Source organism: Salinibacterium sp. SWN167 (genome assembly GCF_015864665.1).
Taxonomy (GTDB): domain Bacteria; phylum Actinomycetota; class Actinomycetes; order Actinomycetales; family Microbacteriaceae; genus Rhodoglobus.
Map to the genome: position 1 here is coordinate 1,856,526 of NZ_JADYWU010000001.1, position 16,434 is coordinate 1,872,959.

20 protein-coding genes are annotated in these 16,434 nt (G+C 59.1%); 13 read left to right on the forward strand and 7 right to left on the reverse strand.

The genetic code is table 11. From position 1 onward, the window contains the following. Positions 1-4 precede the first annotated feature (4 nt). The 9 genes from I6E60_RS08850 (at position 5) to I6E60_RS08890 (ending at position 8,550) form a co-directional block, all read left to right on the forward strand. A complete protein-coding gene (locus I6E60_RS08850; RefSeq protein WP_197179759.1) occupies positions 5-988 on the forward strand; it encodes a YafY family protein in 984 nt (327 codons plus the stop codon). Beyond that, positions 981-1,973: a YafY family protein gene (locus tag I6E60_RS08855; RefSeq protein WP_197179761.1), complete on the forward strand. Its 993-nt coding sequence runs from the start codon at positions 981-983 to the stop codon at positions 1,971-1,973. The genes I6E60_RS08850 and I6E60_RS08855 overlap by 8 nt, the downstream gene beginning before the upstream one ends. Next, entirely contained in the window at positions 1,973-2,320 is a 348-nt protein-coding gene (locus I6E60_RS08860; RefSeq protein ID WP_197179763.1) for a hypothetical protein, read from the forward strand. Before I6E60_RS08855 ends, I6E60_RS08860 begins: the two co-directional genes overlap by 1 nt. Further along, the gene (locus I6E60_RS08865; protein WP_197124799.1) at positions 2,321-2,692 is read left to right on the forward strand and encodes a hypothetical protein; all 372 of its coding nucleotides are present in this window, start codon (positions 2,321-2,323) and stop codon (positions 2,690-2,692) included. 78 nt (positions 2,693-2,770) lie between these two features. Beyond that, entirely contained in the window at positions 2,771-2,986 is a 216-nt protein-coding gene (tatA, locus tag I6E60_RS08870) for a Sec-independent protein translocase subunit TatA (protein ID WP_197124801.1), read from the forward strand. 50 nt (positions 2,987-3,036) lie between these two features. Continuing rightward, the gene (gene tatC / locus I6E60_RS08875) at positions 3,037-3,795 is read left to right on the forward strand and encodes a twin-arginine translocase subunit TatC (protein WP_197124803.1); all 759 of its coding nucleotides are present in this window, start codon (positions 3,037-3,039) and stop codon (positions 3,793-3,795) included. Positions 3,796-3,820: 25 nt separating this feature from the next. Then, entirely contained in the window at positions 3,821-6,253 is a 2,433-nt protein-coding gene (locus I6E60_RS08880; protein WP_197124805.1) for an RNA helicase, read from the forward strand. Between the two features lie 13 nt (positions 6,254-6,266). After that, positions 6,267-7,832, forward strand: a complete 1,566-nt coding sequence (lnt, locus tag I6E60_RS08885; protein WP_197179765.1) for an apolipoprotein N-acyltransferase — start codon at positions 6,267-6,269, stop codon at positions 7,830-7,832. Further along, entirely contained in the window at positions 7,825-8,550 is a 726-nt protein-coding gene (locus I6E60_RS08890) for a polyprenol monophosphomannose synthase (protein ID WP_197124808.1), read from the forward strand. The genes lnt and I6E60_RS08890 overlap by 8 nt, the downstream gene beginning before the upstream one ends. On the opposite strand, the gene I6E60_RS08895 is transcribed toward I6E60_RS08890, so the two are convergent. From I6E60_RS08895 to I6E60_RS08910, 4 genes are all read right to left on the reverse strand, one after another. After that, a complete protein-coding gene (locus I6E60_RS08895) occupies positions 8,551-8,916 on the reverse strand; it encodes an RNA polymerase-binding protein RbpA (RefSeq protein WP_197105583.1) in 366 nt (121 codons plus the stop codon). A gap of 144 nt (positions 8,917-9,060) precedes the next feature. After that, positions 9,061-9,843, reverse strand: a complete 783-nt coding sequence (locus I6E60_RS08900; RefSeq protein ID WP_197179766.1) for a glycerophosphodiester phosphodiesterase family protein — start codon at positions 9,841-9,843, stop codon at positions 9,061-9,063. Then, on the reverse strand, positions 9,818-10,732 hold the full coding sequence (locus I6E60_RS08905) for an SPFH domain-containing protein (protein WP_197105581.1): 915 nt from the start codon (positions 10,730-10,732) through the stop codon (positions 9,818-9,820). Before I6E60_RS08905 ends, I6E60_RS08900 begins: the two co-directional genes overlap by 26 nt. Continuing rightward, a complete protein-coding gene (locus I6E60_RS08910; RefSeq protein ID WP_231601176.1) occupies positions 10,729-11,289 on the reverse strand; it encodes an NfeD family protein in 561 nt (186 codons plus the stop codon). The genes I6E60_RS08905 and I6E60_RS08910 overlap by 4 nt, the downstream gene beginning before the upstream one ends. A gap of 66 nt (positions 11,290-11,355) precedes the next feature. On the opposite strand from I6E60_RS08910, the gene I6E60_RS08915 reads away from it, so the two are divergent. Genes I6E60_RS08915 through I6E60_RS08930 form a run of 4 tightly spaced genes read left to right on the forward strand, consistent with a single transcriptional unit; the run spans position 11,356 to position 13,598 of the window. After that, entirely contained in the window at positions 11,356-12,132 is a 777-nt protein-coding gene (locus I6E60_RS08915; protein WP_197124812.1) for an SDR family oxidoreductase, read from the forward strand. Positions 12,133-12,142: 10 nt separating this feature from the next. Further along, complete coding sequence (locus I6E60_RS08920; RefSeq protein ID WP_197124814.1) at positions 12,143-12,595, forward strand: NUDIX hydrolase; 453 nt, start codon at positions 12,143-12,145, stop codon at positions 12,593-12,595. Continuing rightward, on the forward strand, positions 12,595-13,080 hold the full coding sequence (locus I6E60_RS08925; RefSeq protein WP_197179768.1) for a heme-binding protein: 486 nt from the start codon (positions 12,595-12,597) through the stop codon (positions 13,078-13,080). Before I6E60_RS08920 ends, I6E60_RS08925 begins: the two co-directional genes overlap by 1 nt. A gap of 35 nt (positions 13,081-13,115) precedes the next feature. Further along, the gene (locus I6E60_RS08930) at positions 13,116-13,598 is read left to right on the forward strand and encodes a hypothetical protein (RefSeq protein WP_197179769.1); all 483 of its coding nucleotides are present in this window, start codon (positions 13,116-13,118) and stop codon (positions 13,596-13,598) included. Between the two features lie 136 nt (positions 13,599-13,734). On the opposite strand, the gene I6E60_RS08935 is transcribed toward I6E60_RS08930, so the two are convergent. The 3 genes from I6E60_RS08935 to I6E60_RS08945 all read right to left on the reverse strand — a co-directional run bounded on the left by I6E60_RS08935 (position 13,735) and on the right by I6E60_RS08945 (position 16,419). Beyond that, positions 13,735-14,394 carry a carboxymuconolactone decarboxylase family protein gene (locus I6E60_RS08935; protein WP_197179770.1) on the reverse strand — a complete coding sequence of 220 codons (660 nt, stop codon included), beginning with the start codon at positions 14,392-14,394 and terminating at the stop codon, positions 13,735-13,737. Between the two features lie 131 nt (positions 14,395-14,525). Then, entirely contained in the window at positions 14,526-15,308 is a 783-nt protein-coding gene (locus tag I6E60_RS08940; protein ID WP_197124822.1) for an SDR family oxidoreductase, read from the reverse strand. Positions 15,309-15,420: 112 nt separating this feature from the next. Further along, positions 15,421-16,419: a zinc-dependent alcohol dehydrogenase family protein gene (locus I6E60_RS08945; RefSeq protein ID WP_307841802.1), complete on the reverse strand. Its 999-nt coding sequence runs from the start codon at positions 16,417-16,419 to the stop codon at positions 15,421-15,423. Positions 16,420-16,434: the final 15 nt, after the last annotated feature.

Sequence of the window (16,434 nt, forward strand, 5' to 3'; positions counted from 1 at the left end):
ACTCGTGCCAACACCGAAAGTTCCCAACGAAGAACGGCTCTTTAGCCTCGTTTTGGCGTTGCTCTCCACTGAAAATGGGCTCACAAAGAGTGAGATCCTGTCGACGGTGCAGGGCTATCGCCAACGCTTCGTACACTCGGGGGATAACGCGAACCTTGAGCGCCAGTTTGAGCGCGATAAGGACGACATTCGCGAGCTCGGGGTTCCGCTCGAAACCATCGAGCCTCCCGAGCAGGCGGGTAATAATCAGAATCTTCGCTACCGCATCCCTCGAGTCGATTACGAACTTCCCGAAGACATCAAGTTTTCGGCGGAGGAGTCAACTTTGCTCGGTCTCGCCGCAATGGTGTGGCGAGAGGGTTCCCTCTCTGAGGGTTCGCGTCGCGCCATGGTCAAACTCCGGTCCTTGGGCATCGAAACGGCGGAACCTGTTCTCAGCTACGCGCCACAGTTGCGGGTGCGCGACGAATCATTTGAGCCACTGCGCGAAGCAATGGATCGTCGCGTGCTGGTCAGCTTCGAATATTTGAAGCCGGGGGAGCAGTCCTCCACCACTCGACTGGTGGCACCGCTTGCGCTCGTGCAACACCAGGGCCGCTGGCACCTGTACGCCAAAGACCCGCACACGGAACAGTTCAAGACTTTCCTGTTGCGACGCATTGTGAGCGACATCCAGCGCACTAAAAAAACTTTTGACTACGTCACGGATGATGCTGCCGCTCAAGCCTTGTCAGGGCTTGAGAAGGTCTGGCAATCCAACGTCGCGATGTTGCGGGTGGAACCCGGCACCGACGCTGCAACGCGTCTGGGTAAGCGACGCGGAGCAGTAATGCATCCGGATTGCATGCTCGAGGTCAACTTCACTGACGTCAACATCATGGCTGACGAACTCGCGAGTTTTGGCCCGGAGGTCGTGGCGGTGTCTCCGCCCCATCTGCGGTCCGCAGTGATCGAGCGACTCACGAGAACGGTGGCAGACCATGGCTAAGAAGATCCCACCGCTGCGCGCTCAAGACAAGCTGGTCTTTTTGCTCGCTCTCGTGCCGTACCTCATGGACCGTGACCGCGTCAGCGTCGCCGAGACCGCCCATCACTTTGGCGTGCCCGAGCAACAGATTCGCGACGCTGTGCGGCTCATCGCCGTCTCGGGTATCCCTGGAGATACCGCCACGTATCAGGCGGGCGATCTTTTCGATATCGCATGGGATGACTTCGAAGACAACGATCAAATCGTGTTAACCCACCTCGTCGCCATCGATGACACACCGCGTTTTTCTGCGCGCGAAGCTTCTGCCCTTATCGCGGGTTTGCAATACCTCTCGAGCCTGCCTGAGCATGCTGACCGTGCAGCTATCGCGACTCTTACCTCGAAGCTGTCACGGGGCGCGTCTGCGCAACCAACGGCTGTCGCGGTGGAGTCGAACGCTCTCGATGAGACGCTTGCCCTCATCCGCGAGTCAGTTGCGGCGGGAACCCAAATCGAGTTCGACTATCGCAACTCACGAGGCGAGTCTGAACGTCGCCGGATTGACCCGCTCCGGGTTGAGTCGGTGGATGCGGACTGGTACGTGCGCGGCTGGTGCCATTCACGCGAGGATGTGCGCACGTTCCGCATGGACCGCATTTCCCACCCGGCCATGACAACAGAGGCCATCACGCACACCGCTGGTGACGTGAACCTGCCAGAAACACTGTTCGACGCCTCCGCCGAGGATATCGAGGTCACCGTTGAGGTGGCTCGGAGCGCCATCGGCTTGCTGGGCGACTATGTACCCGAACACGCGATTCTTGTTCCCGCGGATGATCGCGTTCGCACCGTGGTCCGTGTTCCTCATTTTCACGGCCTCAAGCGACTGATCGCGGGGCTTCCCGGAGTCGTGACTGTCGTGGCTCCCGACGAAGCACGCCGCGCAGTGGCCTGCTGGGCACAAGCCGGCGCCGATCTTTACGCAGAACCACGACAGGTGTTGTGATGATTGCATGGTGGGGTTGGGTGCTCATTTGGGTGGGTCTTGTACTCATCCTGATCGTCATGCTTGGCGTTATCGCCTGGGTGCTGTTCCGCAAGGCAATGGTGCTCATGAAGGATCTTTCGGACGTCGTCGACAAGACGTCAATGCTCGATGTCGAGGCGGCAAAACTCACTAAGCCCCAGATCGCGATCCTCACCGAGATGGCAGAGATTCGCGATCGCCACGAAGCGCAGAAACGCCATCGCTCTGAGCTGAAACTCGCACGGCATGAACGCCGAATCGCGCGGGGCAAGACGATCACCGCACGCGACGCTTCTGCGATGCAGTGGCCTCAGGAGTGGTCGTAGGTGGGGTGGGTTTTCGCTGTCGGCTTCATTCTGGTCGCATTGCTCTGGTTCGCCACTTGGTTGAGACGCAGAACTATCCGGGCCTATTTGCTTACGGCCGGCGCGCAGACAGCGGGTATCAGTAGCGAGTATCGACGCGGGCGGCGAGCTCCCCGCATTGCCGTGCGCTACACCGACAACGCGGGAACCGAGCGCGTTGCCGTGAAGTCCTTGGTGAGCGCAGGCGATGCCCAACTACTCGCAAAACCGGCGGTTGTGCTCTACCACCCTCAGCATCGCAGTCGCTCAGAATATGTGCTCGTGGGCTTTGGCAAGCAGCCTCAGCGGTGGTTTCCGGTCGAGTTTGCACCCCGCGATTTCTCAGCCCACTAACTGTTCCTTGTTCAGCGTATCTAGGCGAATCTAGGTATGATTAGCCCACGCAGCCTTCGATTCTTAAGGAAGTTCTCCATGCTCGGCAATCTCAGCGGTTGGCACCTCGTTATCCTCTTGGTCGTCATCCTCTTGCTCTTCGGTGCACCGAAACTTCCTGGGCTTGCGCGCAGTCTCGGCCAGTCAATGCGTATCTTCCGCAGCGAGGTCAAGACAATGAAGGACGAGAACAGTTCCGACTCTCCAGCCGACACTTCGGCGGATTCGAACAGCGACACTCCACCTAAGCCCTAACCCCTATGGCAGTTCGCGCCGAGAGGTGGCGTTCCAAGAGTGAAGAACGGATGTCACTCGGCGCGCACCTCATAGAGCTCAAGAAGCGGTTGTTCATTTCCGCGATCGCGATCCTCGTGACCGCTATTGCCGGATTCATCTTTGCGAATTTCTTTATCGACGCCTTGCGCGCGCCGATCACCAACATCGCCGATTCAACCGGTCGCGGTGCTGCCCTGAACTACGACGCGGTCACTCAAGCATTCGATATCCGTATGCAGATCGCGTTTACAGTGGCGATCGTTGCTGCAAGCCCGGTGTGGCTATACCAAGTCTGGGCATTTTTGGTTCCCGGCCTCGTACGCAAAGAAAAGCAGTACGCGATCGGTTTCTTAGCAACCGCTATTCCGCTATTTCTCGCGGGCTGTGCCGCCGGTTGGTACGTCATGCCCAACATCATCACTCTCATGTTGGGCTTCGCAGGCGATCAAGATCTCTCTAATCTGAACGCGAAGTACTACTACGACTTCATCGTGAAGCTGCTGCTTTCGGTCGGCATCGCTTTCGTGCTTCCCGTTTTCGTCGTGCTCCTTAATCTGGTCGGGGTGCTGTCAGCGAGTGCAATTCTCAAGGGCTGGCGCGTCGCCATTTTGACGATCTGCATCTTCACGGCCATCGCAACCCCTGCAGCAGACGTCATCTCAATGTTCCTGCTTGCCATTCCGATGATCATTCTTTACTTCATCGCCGCGTTGATCGCGTGGCTCCATGATCGGCGTGCGGCCAAGAAAGCTGCCGCCGTCGACGCCGAGTTGCGAGCAGAGGGCTAAGCAATCACCGTTTAGGCTGTAGTCAATGACTGAACTGTCTCCCGCCGAACGGTACGCCGCGGCAAAGAAGCGTCGGGGCTACCCGGTGCTCGAAGCTTTTCGCGCCGGCCAGCGTTTTGATCTCGACGATTTCCAGATCTCTGCCTGCCAGGTTGTCGAAGACGATAAGAGCGTTCTCGTCGCGGCACCCACCGGTGCTGGTAAGACGATAATTGCTGAGTTCGCTATCTACCGGGCCATGCAACTCGATGGGCCGAAGGTGTTTTATACCGCGCCCATGAAGGCTCTTAGCAATCAAAAATTTCAAGAGCTCGTCGCCGAGTACGGTCCTGAGAACGTAGGCCTGCTCACCGGTGATACAAACGTCAATGCCAGCGCGCGCATTGTGGTCATGACCACCGAAGTGCTGCGCAACATGCTGTATGCCAAGTCTGACTTGCTCAAAAATCTCAGCACGGTCGTGATGGATGAGGTGCACTTCCTCGGCGATCGCTTCCGCGGCGCTGTGTGGGAAGAAGTGATCATCCATTTACCCGAGGATGTTCACATGGTCTCGCTGAGCGCGACTGTGTCGAACGCTGAGGAGTTTGGCGACTGGCTACAGGCCGTTCGGGGCGATACGGAAGTAATCGTCTCAGAAGACCGCCCAGTGCCCTTGGAACAGCATGTGCTCGTGGGCACGAAGCTCATCGACCTCTTCGATTCGTCCGGCTTGGCCGCAACGAACCGTGTGAATCCAGAGCTCGCGCAGATGGCGCGTTTCGGTGGTCGAAGCCAGAGTGTCGGCAATCGCCGAAAGAGCAGTCGCCACGACTCTCGTGGCGGTCGCCCGGCACGATCTCGCATGGATCGCGCGGATGTCGTCGCAATGCTGTCGTCAAAGAATCTTGTGCCAGCCATTTTCTTCATTTTCAGTCGCATGGGCTGTGATCAGGCGGTGAATCAAGTTTTGCGCGCTGGCGTTCGCCTGACGACGTCCGAGGAGCGTGACGAGATTCGCGAGATCGTGGAAGCTCGCTGCCGCACGCTTCTCGATGAAGATCTGGCTGTTCTCGGCTATTGGGATTGGCTCAGCGGTCTCGAGCGTGGCGTTGCCGCCCATCACGCTGGCCTTCTTCCCGCCTTCAAAGAGGTTGTCGAAGAACTTTTCCAGAAGAAGCTTGTCAAGGCTGTTTTTGCGACAGAGACGCTCGCGCTCGGTATCAATATGCCGGCCCGCACCGTTGTGCTCGAAAAGCTTGAAAAGTTCAATGGTGAGGCTCGCGTTCCGATTACCCCGGGGGAGTACACCCAGCTCACTGGTCGTGCCGGCCGCCGCGGTATCGACATCGAGGGTCACTCGGTCATCCAGTGGGTGGACGGGCTAGACCCGCAGGCTGTGGCATCCCTCGCGTCACGCCGCACTTACCCGTTGAACTCGAGCTTCAAGCCGACCTACAACATGGCAGTGAACCTCATCGAGCTGTTCGGTCGCGAACACACTCGCGAGATTCTGGAATCGAGCTTCGCGCAATTCCAAGCCGACCGCGCTGTCGTTGATTTGGCTCGCAAGGTTCGTTCACAGAAGAACTCGCTCGACGGCTACGCCAAGTCAATGGAATGCCACTTGGGCGACTTTGGCGAGTACTCCCGCATCCGGCGCGAACTCAATGATCTTGAAAAGAAGTCGCAGCCCAAGAACGATGCCGCCCACCGCGCCGAGCGCGAACGTCGTCAGCGCAAGCTCGCGGACTTGCGTCGCCAGATGCGCAAACACGAGTGTCATGCGTGTCCGGAGCGCGAATCTCATGCGCGCTGGGCCGAACGCTGGTGGCGCCTGAAGCGCGAAACGGATCAGCTCACTCGCCAGATTCAGAACCGCACAGGAGCGGTAGCCAAGATCTTCGACCGCGTCACTGATGTGTTGACCAAGCTCGGCTATATCGAACCGGGAGCCAACGGTGAGATGACGATCAACTCCTACGGCCGCACGCTGCGACGCATCTATGGAGAACGCGATCTCCTCGTCGCCGAATCACTGCGACACGGGTTCTGGAACGACCTCGACGCCCCCTCCTTGGCCGCCATGGCCACGACGCTGGTATATGAGCCCCGTCGCGACGAAGGTGACCTCAGCGATCGTTACCTTCCGCGTGGTGCCTTCCGTGAAGCGTTCGATAAGACGACCACGCTGTGGGCAGAGCTCGACGATCTCGAGCGTGACAACCGCCTCCCTGGCAGCCAACCGCTCGCGGCCGGGCTCGCGCTCGCTATGTACCGCTGGGCGAATGGATCCAACCTTGACTCCGTTCTCGATCTAGCGGATATGGCTGCGGGTGACTTTGTACGCGTCACCAAGCAGACCATCGACCTTCTTGACCAGCTCTCGGTCGTCGCTGACGGCAATGTCGGCCCGACCGCGCGCAAGGCGCTCGACGCCATCCGTCGCGGAATCGTCGCCTACAGTTCTGTCGCTTAGGCTCGAACGCGTGATGCCCGATAAACCCGTTGCTGTGCTGCCCTTCTGGGCTGCAATTGTGGTTGCCGTGGCATCCGGTCCTATTCTGGATGCAGGATTCCCCGACAAGAGCGTCTGGCCGATGACCTTTGTCGGCATCGCGCTCGTGCTCATCGCCCTTCGCGGCCGGAGCTCCCGTGGGGCGTTTCTCGTCGGCTTCCTTGGCGGTTTCGCGTTCTACCTGACGCACATTTCTTGGGCATCTCTCTTTCTGGGCCCCGTGCCGATGCTGGCACTCTCGTTTCTGGAGTCGCTGTTCGTCGCACTCGGCGGGCTCGCAATCACGTTGGCCTATCGCTGGTTGCCGCTCGCGTTTGGAGCGGGATGGGGAGCAACGTTGGGCCTCGCCGTCGTCGTTTCGGGCCTCTGGACGGCGCGCGAAGCCTGGATGAGCGTGTGGCCCTATGGGGGCTTCTCCTGGGGCCGCGTGGCTCTCTCTCAGTCGGAGAGCCCATTTGCAGCCCTCTTCCCGTGGCTCGGCGTCTCCGGCGTCAGTTTCGTGATGGTCCTTGTTGTCGCGCTTTCTCTTGCCGCTGCCGAATACACCTGGCGCCACTACCGCGAACTTCCCTTGGATGCACGCGCTCAACACGTCTCACGGGCGCTGCGTACTGCTTTCGTGCCGGTCGCTGTTTTCGCGATCCTCGTGAACGCGCCCTCATGGCACGCGACTCTCGATGGAACACTCCGCGTCGGGGCCGTCCAGGGCAACGGAAAAGCTGCCTATTTCGACGAGCGCGACCGCGGTGATCTGCTTCAGGCGCAACTCACCGCCACCGAGCCGCTCTACGGCCAAGACCTCGATCTCGTGGTGTGGCCCGAGGGCGGCACTGATCTCTCGCCGCTGAGCAATAGTTACGCGGCAGCAGCCTTCGACTACGTCGTCGATAACGCCAACGCACCGCTGATTTCCGGCGACATCACCGAGCGTGACGGAAACATCTACAACAGTCAGTTGTTGTGGATGCCGGGGGAGGGCGTCGTCGATATTTACGACAAGCGCCATCCCGTTCCCTTTGGCGAATATGTCCCCAACCGCGAAATCTGGGAACAGTTTGCGCCCGATCTCATCGGACTCATTGGGCGCGACTATTCGATCGGCAGTACCGATATGGTCTTCGATGTAAATGGTGTCACTCTCGGCGTCAACATCTGTTTCGACATCGTCGACGACCAGATTCTTACGGAGTCCGTCGAAGAGGGCGCTCAGCTCATCATCGCGTCCTCCAACAACGCGGATTTCGGGCACACCGATGAGAGCGCCCAACAGCTGGCGATGGCCCGCATTCGCGCACTCGAACTCGGCCGTAGTGTCGTGAACATTTCGACCGTCGGGTTGAGCGCCATCATCGCCCCCGACGGAACCACAATTGCTGAAGTGCCGTGGTACACGGCGGCCACCATGGTTGAAGACGTGCCGCTCTCCACCAGCATCACTCCGGCGGTTGTCTGGGGTCGCGAGCTTGAGTGGCTCGTGTCAGGAATTGGACTCGGCGCACTCATCGTCGCAGCAGTTGCCGGTCGGAGAAAAAATGCCTAACGTCGTCGTGGTCGTCCCGACCTATAACGAGATCGAGAACATCTCCTCGATCGTTGGTCGGCTCCGGCAAGCAGTGCCACGAGCCCACGTGCTGGTGGTCGACGATTCCAGCCCCGATGGCACGGGGGAGCGGGCTGAAGAACTCGCCGCCGCCGATCCGGGCATCACTGTGCTGCACCGCGCCAAGAAAGAGGGGCTCGGCAAGGCCTACCTCGCCGGCTTTGCGCTGGCCCTTGAGCGCGGTTATGACTACATCGCGGAGATAGACGCCGATGGTTCCCATGACCCGTCTGACCTTCCGGCGATGATTGCTCTCGCCAAAGCAGGCAACGATCTTGTCATCGGTTCCCGCTGGGTACCCGGCGGTTCCGTCAAGAACTGGCCATGGTTTCGGCACACCATCTCGCAAATGGGAAACGCCTACGCCCGTACGGTGCTGCACTCCGACATCCGGGACATCACGGCAGGGTTCAGAGTGTTTCGCGCGAGCGCGCTGCGAGAGCTAGGCCTCGACGGCGTCTCGTCGCAGGGCTATTGCTTTCAAGTAGAAATGGCTTGGAACTTGGAACGTGCGGGCTACCGAGTGGCGGAGCATCCGATCACATTCGTTGAGCGCTCAACAGGCCGATCAAAAATGCATGCAGGAATTGTTGCAGAGGCACTGTTCAGGGTCACCGGCTGGGGAATAGCGGCGACCCTGAAAACAGTACGTCGTTAGTTAGGCGCCGATCTTTTGCTGGCCGCGACGGGCACGCAAGAAGTCGAGACGCTCTTGGAGAAGTTCTTCTAATTCGGGGCGGGTGCGACGTTCGAGAAGCATGTCCCAGTGGCTACGGGGAACCTTCACGTCGACCTCATCAAGTTCTACCAGCTCGCCGTTGTCATCGAGGAGTGTTCCTTCGTGACCCGTCTTGGCGTCAAGCCACTGCTGGGGAACTTCGGCGTCAGACGAAAACATCACTTCAAATGTGGTGCCGTCGGCCGCCTTGTATACGCTCTTTTTCCGCGGGGAAAACTCGACACCCTCTTCGCTCTGTAAGCTCTGGGTACCAAGTCTCATGCCGCGCAAGCTGCGATCTGCCATCGTGTGGCCTCCTTCAATTCGCGGTTTCTACAAGTAATAAACCCTCTTGCTGAACGTATGCTTCCAAGGGCGCACTGTTCACAGCGACTTGTCAGCATTTGCCAACATTTTCGCTGCCCAGAAATGGAGTGTGCGCTGCCTTGATCAGGCGCGCGATTTCACAACTTCGAGGGCGAGGTCTGCTCGGTCGGTGACGATTCCATCGACACCGAGGTCAAGCAGGTGACGCATTCGCTGCGGTTCATTGATCGTCCAGACGTGCATCTCGAGTCCGAGAGTGTGCACGCGGTCGATCATCCGCTGAGTGGTCACACGCAACCCTAGTGCCTTCTCGGGTACTTGGATGGCAACCAGTCCGCTGAGGGCACGGCGAACGGCGGGCGAAATTCCGGTCTTGGCGCTGAGTAGCGCCAGAATGAAACGTCGAGCGGATGCCGAACTCGCCACTCCTGGCAATTGTTCGGCTGTGGCGGCACGGCGGGCTTCATCGAATGAGGTCACGAGCACCCGATCAATCGCGTGAATGTCGCGGATCGCGCGCGCGGTGGGAAGCACAGCGCCTTTGTTCTTGACGTCGATATTGAAGCGAGTCTCCGGAAAGGCATCAAGAGCCTCTCCCAACGAGCAGAAGCCTTGGCCCTCGCCCAGATCAATTCGCCGCAACTCTGTCATCGTGAGCTGATCGACCATGATGTTCCGGCCGGCGACGCGAGTGAGACTCGGGTCGTGAGCGACCACCGCTACACCGTCGAGACTGACGTGAACATCCGTCTCGATGTATTGCGCACCCGCCGCGACAGCTTTCGCGAACGCGAGGAGCGTGTTCTCGGGTGCTTCCACCGCAAGCCCCCGGTGCGCAAGCACACGGGGACGTGCGGGGGAGAGGAACGACGAGCTGGCGCTAACGCGCGACTGGTCCTTTGCCACTAAAGAATCCTTCACCAATGCCCTTGAGCGCTTCCGTCAGTTCAGACGGGATAATCCACATCTTGTTGGAATCACCTTCTGCAATCTTAGGCAGCGTCTGGAGGTACTCGTACGCCAGCAACTTCGGATCTGGGTCGCCCTCATGAATCGCAGCGAAGACAGTCTTGATCGCAGCAGCTTCACCATCAGCACGGAGCACAGCAGCCTTAGCTTCACCCTCAGCCTCAAGGATCGCTGCTTGGCGCGAACCTTCCGCTTCGAGAATTGCGGCCTGCTTGGTGCCCTCGGCGGTCAGTATCTGCGCACGGCGGTCACGCTCGGCACGCATCTGCTTTTCCATCGAGTCTTGAATCGAGAGGGGCGGGTCAATGGCCTTGAGCTCGACGCGGCCCACGCGAATTCCCCACTTGCCTGTTGCTTCGTCGAGAACAACGCGCAGTTGCGAGTTGATGTTGTCGCGGCTCGTGAGTGCCTGTTCAAGGTTGAGGCCACCGACGACGTTTCGCAGCGTCGTGGTCGTCAACTGTTCGACAGCCCCGAGATAGTTGCCGATCTCGTAGGTGGCGGCACGGGCATCCGTTACTTGGAAGAAGACGACGGTGTCGATGGAGACGACGAGGTTGTCTTCGGTGATAACGGGCTGCGGTGGGAACGAGACGACCTGTTCACGCAGATCGATGAGGGGCAGCATCCGGTCGATAAAAGGAACAAGGATGTTGAGGCCAGGCAGCAAAGTCTTGCGGTACTTGCCCAGGCGTTCGACAACTCCGGCACGCGCCTGCGGAACAATGCGGATTGCACGGAACAACGTGACGATCACGAAGATCGCCAGAACGACGAGCAGAATAATCACAAAGATCTGGCCTATGAAGCCAGCGGGATCAGTCACTTTTCTTCCTTTCTCGGCGATTTTTTGGTCGCACGAGGTTGAGTGGAGCCGGGTTTGGCAGATTCAAGGACTATGACGGCGATGGCACCTTCGATATCGGTGACCGAAACACGTTTGCCGACGGGAACCGCTGACGGTGGCGAGCTGTCTCCAATGCGGGCAGTCCAGGTTTCGCCGTTGTCGAGTTTCACTTCGCCAATGCCATTAGCGAAGGGGCCGGTAACGCGACCGCCGAGCTCAAGGAGAGCGTCGAGGTTGCTCTTTGCGGGGTCGGCTCCCTTTTCAAGATTCATCAGCAACACCGGCCTGATAGTGAAGATCAGAAGGCCAGAGATCGCTGCTGCGAGAGCAATCTGGATGTACCACGGCCAGCCGAGAAGGTTGGAGCCGAGCCCACCGATGAGGGTGCCCGCGGAGATCATGAGGAACGTGAATTCGAGAGTCATGACTTCGATCACGATGAACAACACGACGAGGGCAAGCCAGAGAATCCAGAGGTACTGGGTCAGATCAATAAGCATTGTTCCGGCGCCCTTCATCGTTGCGCGGTTCGACAAATCTTCAGTCTCGACGCTAGCACTTACCTCACTGCACAGCACGGCATTGACCGCTAAAGTCGTAGGGTGAACAGCGATAATTCGAATCCTCTGGCAGCCCACTCGCTCGATGGCGCTCGCGCGCTCATCACTGGTTCTTCGCGGGGGATCGGCGCCGATACGGCCGCCTACTTCGCCGAAGCGGGCGCCCGCGTTGCCGTGAACTACCGCAACAAAGAGGCTCGCGCCCTCAAGCTTGTCGCTCAGCTCAACGAGACTGACGGTTCGGCGATTGCCATTGGCGCCGACCTCACTGACCCCGAGACTGTTTCCGCTCTGTTCGAGACGGTGAAAACTGAGTTCGGCGGGCTCGAGATTCTGGTGCTCAATGCCTCCGGCGGCATGGAGGGTGGCATGGCTGAGGACTACGCCATGCAGCTCAACCGCGACGCTCAAGTCAATTTCTTGAAGACCATGATGCCGCTGTTGCACGAAGGATCACGCGTCGTTTTCGTGACAAGCCACCAGGCGCACTTCATCCGCACCGTTGAGACGATGCCCGAGTACGTTCCGGTTGCTCTCAGCAAGCGTGCTGGCGAAGATGCGCTCCGCGAACTTATTCCCGAGCTTGAGGCTAAGGGCATTGGCTTCGTCGTTGTCTCGGGCGACATGATCGAGGGAACCATCACGGCGACGCTGCTGCAGCGCGCCAACCCTGGAGCGATCGAGGCTCGCAAAGAGGCTGCTGGCCGCCTGTACAACGTGAGCGAATTCGCCGCCGAGGTTGCCGCAGCCGCCGTTGAGCCTGTGCCGGAGAACAACACTCGCTACGTCGGCGACGTCTCAGACTTTCTCACCAAGTAACGAGCTGCGGATGCCGCTTAACCGAGCCACCAGTCGAGTGCTGCTGTTCGACCGGGAGCAACGCTTTTTGCTCTTTCTGACGAAAGCACCGGACACAAGCGGTGTCGCGCGCTGGCTGACGCCGGGTGGTGGCGTGGACCCGGGGGAGTCTCATCATGAGGCCGCGGTTCGCGAGCTCGAAGAAGAAACCGGGCTTGTTGTTGAAGATCTCGGTGCGCCCGTGTGGTCGCACGACTTCGCGGTGGAGTGGAATGACGCTGATCACGACACCGGCCACGCCGAGTTCTACCTCGCTCACACAGATACCTTCGAGCCGTCGCAAGAACAATGGACGGCCGAAGAACGCGTCGACGTTTTGGCGCACCGGTGGTGGACCATTGATGAGTTGGCCGCCACCTCCGATCGCTATGAACCCGCCGAGCTTGTCGGGGTCATTCGAACGCAACTCCAGGAGATGAATTGATGAGCCGTCCGCTGCCGCACTACTCGGTGCCTGATGTTGAGTACTTGAACGAGATTGAGTTCGACAACATCACCAATGATGATGCTGTGGCGCTGGGGCTGATTGCCGTGCAGGTCATTCAGGAATGGGATCTCAACCTCGCTGTAGAAATTGTTCTCCGCGGTGACGTTGTCTTCAAGGCGAAACTGAAGTCGACAAATGCAGATAACGACCCTTGGCTGGCGGGAAAAGCGGCAGTTGTAAACCATTTCGGCGAACCTTCGCTCTTGGTCAAGCTGCGTCACCTCGCTGCCGGTGCGCCGTTTGAGGAACGAACGGATGTCGACCACGACATGTACAAGGCTCACGGTGGCTCGATTCCGCTCTGGGTAGACGGCGCCATTATCGGCACAATGACCATGTCGGGGGAGCCTGACGCTATCGATCACGAAGCCGCTGCTGAGGCGCTGGCGAGGTTCGTTAGCAGCCGCAATCCGAGTTTCTAGGGTCATGACGACGTGAGTACAGGTGGGGGAGCGTCATGAGCGCTGTACGCAGCTGGCTTTACGTTATTTCTGCTGCGGCCACCATTGTGGCGATGCTGACCGGGTGCACCGGCGCCCCAGAGTCAGGCGTCGAAGTCGGAGTTCACACGCCGAGCCCCACAAACACGGCTAGAGATTCCGTTATGTCAGAAACTCCAGAATTGCTGGCATTCGAGGCTGAGGGCGAAGCTGTCTTGGCGACGAGCACCAATGCCGGCAGCTCTATCGATGTGTCGCCATTTATCCCCACCACCGGACGAATCGCAGTGTATTCAGATTGTGTCGGCTCTGGCCGCATGACAGTGTCGATCGGCGACGTTGCACAGTCTTCTCACGACTGTCGCGAAAACTCAGATGACGCAGTCCACACAGACGAGATGGACATCGATGCCAACGGCAGCTACTCAGTTGCGGTGACGACCGACAACCAACAGCCCTGGACCGTGACGGTCGTTGCGCTGCCGCCTGTGCAACTCTGACTCGTGTCGCCCCTCTCCGCGACGTATCGGGTACCCGATAATGCACATTATGTCAGCTTGCCTGAATTAGGAGCGCCACACGCTTGAGCGGCCCCCTCTTGCCACAACGCCCTGCCCTCGACGCCCAGCCAGACCTCTAGCCGCGGTGAAAGGTGATCGGCGGCTGATGTCTCGCCAGCGAGAACAGCGCACGAATGACCGCAACGGGCACGACGACCCACGCTCCGAGGATGGTCCCCATCTCGTACGTCACGCTACTTCCAGGATGTGGGCTTCCTTTCAGGCGTGCACGCAAGGAACTCAGAGGGATTCCGACGGCATTCCCCCACATCATCATTCGAGTAGCGCCGAGAACGCCGAGCGCCTCCTCGCGGCCGTAGAGCTGCACCAGCTGATCCCAGGCATCCTCATCGGGATGCCCCTCGGTATCCGCATAGTGTTGAGCAAACCCGATCCCAGCGAGCTCCCGGTCAGGCGCTCCTTGCGTGACGCCACCGAGAAGATCGCGAACTTCGCCCGGATCGATTCCAGCATCCAGTGCAAACTTCGCGTGTCCGTAAGCGCACAGCGCGCAACCATTGACTTCGGTGACCGCGAGCATGATTCGGGACGTCCGCTTCTCCCCCACAGCCTTTCGAAAGCTGCGGAAGTGTCGAAACGTCACAGCAGCATCGTGAGTGATCTGGTAAATATCGCGCAGTGAGAAACGTCGATTCGCGCGCATCGACCAGACGTCAAAGGGCGCTGCCGATCCCTGCAACTCGTTGGCGCTCGAGTGATGCATGCTCTCAGCCATCCTGTAGCCCTCTTTCGTAGTCCGACACGGCGTCGTCTTAACTGACGCTCCACACAGTATACCCCCTAGGGTATTTTGCCCGGGAAAAAGGGGAGCGGATGACGGTTCGCGCCACCCACTCCCCTGCCTATTTAGTACTTATATGACTGACCGCCATCGATGGGCAGAACGGTCGCGTTGACGTAACTCGCGTCATCGCTCAGCAGGAACGCCACGACTGCGGCGATCTCGGGAGCTTCACCGAAGCGTTTCGTAGGGTTGCCCTGGATGAACTGCTCGGCGGCTCCACGCGGGTTCTCAGCATCCAGCTGCTTCATCGAGTTTTCGACCATGGGCGTCCAGATGGCGCCTGGAGCAATGGCGTTGATCCGGATGCCGTGCTCAGCGTATTCAATACCCGAGTTGCGGGTGAGCCCCACAACGCCGTGCTTGGCCGCGGCGTAACCGGACTGGTTTCCGATTCCACGGATGCCGCCGACGCTGGCCGTGTTCACGACCATGCCGGATCCCTGTTCACGCATGATCTTAAGAACCTTCTCGAGACCCAAGAAAACGCCACGCAGGTTGATGGCAACGACCTTGTCGAACTCCTCTGCGGAGAAGTTCTCCGTGAGGTTCTGCTTGCCTTCGATGCCAGCGTTGTTGAAGAAGCCATCGATGCGCTCAAAGCGAGCGATCGTCTCTGCTACGTAGCGGTCGACATCCTCTTCCTTGGAAACGTCAGCAACGACTGTCAGCACCTCGGCGTCAGGAGCAGCTTCAGCCACTGCTTTCACCGAGTCAGCCAGGCCAGCCTCCGAGATGTCGACGAGCGACAGCTTCGCGCCTTCCGAAGCAAGACGAACGGCAGCGGCACGACCGAGGCCGGATCCCCCACCAGTGATGAGAATGACACGATCTGAGAAGCGATTCATGAGTAACCTTTCGAGTGGAGACTAATCTTTATGCAAGTTTGACTATACGGTTCGAAGCTGAGCGCGGGCTCAACGAATAACGATGATGCCGTGAGCAAAGCAGGGTCTGGACCTACGGCATCGTAATGACGATGGAGCCCGATGCGTGGCCGCTGCGGAGATCTGAAATCGCTGTGTCGACGTTCTCGAACGGATACGTAGTGACCGTCGGGCGGATCGCTAAGTTGTGGGCAAGAGTGAGGAAAGCTGCGCCATCGGCACGGGTATTGGCGGTCACCGTGCGCAAATCTCGCTCGTTAAAGAGGGCAGCCTGATAATTCATGGCAGGAATGTCAGTCATATGGATGCCCGCTAGCACCACCGTTCCGCCACGTTTCGTCGCGGCTAGCGCTACCGGCACGAACTCCCCCACCGGTGCAAACACAATTGCGGCATCCAGTTCGTCTGGCGGTTCTTCGGTTTCGTCGCCGACAAATGCCGAACCGATACTTCGCGCCAAGTTCTGGTTTGCCACACCACGGGTCATCGCGTAGATCGTCGCACCGGCGGCCTGAGCAATCTGAGCGGTGATATGGCCGCTCGAACCATAGCCATAAATTCCGAGCTTTCCGCCATCGGGCAATGCCGCTCGGGAGAGCGCCCGGTAGCCAATGATGCCGGCACAGAGCAACGGTGCGACCTCAATCGCATTGACGTTGGCAGGCAAGAGGTAGGCGAACGCTTCGGGAACAGTGACGTATTCGGCGAAACCACCATCAGCATCCCACCCGGTGTATTCGGAGTGCGGGCAGAGGTTCTCGCGCCCACTTCGGCACCACTCGCAGACACCGCACGTGCGTCGAAGCCAGGCGACTCCGACGGTGTCGCCGACATTCAGTTGTTTCACTTGGTTGCCAAGGGCAACCACCGTACCCACTATCTGGTGACCCGGCGTTATGTGAGACGCGTGGGGTTGAAGTTCTTGGTCGACCACATGAAGATCAGTGCGGCAGAGCCCGCACACGATCACTCGCACGACGACTTCATCGGGATGAGGGAGAGGTTTCGGCTTCGAACCGAGACTGATGGTTCCTGGCGACTCTCCTGTGCTCCACGCCTTCATCTGTTCCATTGGATGTTCCCACTT

What these genes read in the sequence shown, in the direction of transcription:
- I6E60_RS08855 (WP_197179761.1), top strand. Translation starts at nt 981, where the DNA reads ATGGCTAAGAAGATCCCACCGCTGCGCGCTCAAGACAAGCTGGTCTTT.
- I6E60_RS08860 (WP_197179763.1), top strand. Translation starts at nt 1,973, where the DNA reads ATGATTGCATGGTGGGGTTGGGTGCTCATTTGGGTGGGTCTTGTACTC.
- tatA (WP_197124801.1), top strand. Translation starts at nt 2,771, where the DNA reads ATGCTCGGCAATCTCAGCGGTTGGCACCTCGTTATCCTCTTGGTCGTC.
- tatC (WP_197124803.1), top strand. Translation starts at nt 3,037, where the DNA reads ATGTCACTCGGCGCGCACCTCATAGAGCTCAAGAAGCGGTTGTTCATT.
- I6E60_RS08880 (WP_197124805.1), top strand. Translation starts at nt 3,821, where the DNA reads ATGACTGAACTGTCTCCCGCCGAACGGTACGCCGCGGCAAAGAAGCGT.
- lnt (WP_197179765.1), top strand. Translation starts at nt 6,267, where the DNA reads ATGCCCGATAAACCCGTTGCTGTGCTGCCCTTCTGGGCTGCAATTGTG.
- I6E60_RS08890 (WP_197124808.1), top strand. Translation starts at nt 7,825, where the DNA reads ATGCCTAACGTCGTCGTGGTCGTCCCGACCTATAACGAGATCGAGAAC.
- I6E60_RS08895 (WP_197105583.1), bottom strand. Translation starts at nt 8,916, where the DNA reads ATGGCAGATCGCAGCTTGCGCGGCATGAGACTTGGTACCCAGAGCTTA.
- I6E60_RS08920 (WP_197124814.1), top strand. Translation starts at nt 12,143, where the DNA reads ATGCCGCTTAACCGAGCCACCAGTCGAGTGCTGCTGTTCGACCGGGAG.
- I6E60_RS08925 (WP_197179768.1), top strand. Translation starts at nt 12,595, where the DNA reads ATGAGCCGTCCGCTGCCGCACTACTCGGTGCCTGATGTTGAGTACTTG.
- I6E60_RS08930 (WP_197179769.1), top strand. Translation starts at nt 13,116, where the DNA reads ATGAGCGCTGTACGCAGCTGGCTTTACGTTATTTCTGCTGCGGCCACC.
- I6E60_RS08935 (WP_197179770.1), bottom strand. Translation starts at nt 14,394, where the DNA reads ATGGCTGAGAGCATGCATCACTCGAGCGCCAACGAGTTGCAGGGATCG.
- I6E60_RS08940 (WP_197124822.1), bottom strand. Translation starts at nt 15,308, where the DNA reads ATGAATCGCTTCTCAGATCGTGTCATTCTCATCACTGGTGGGGGATCC.
- I6E60_RS08945 (WP_307841802.1), bottom strand. Translation starts at nt 16,419, where the DNA reads ATGGAACAGATGAAGGCGTGGAGCACAGGAGAGTCGCCAGGAACCATC.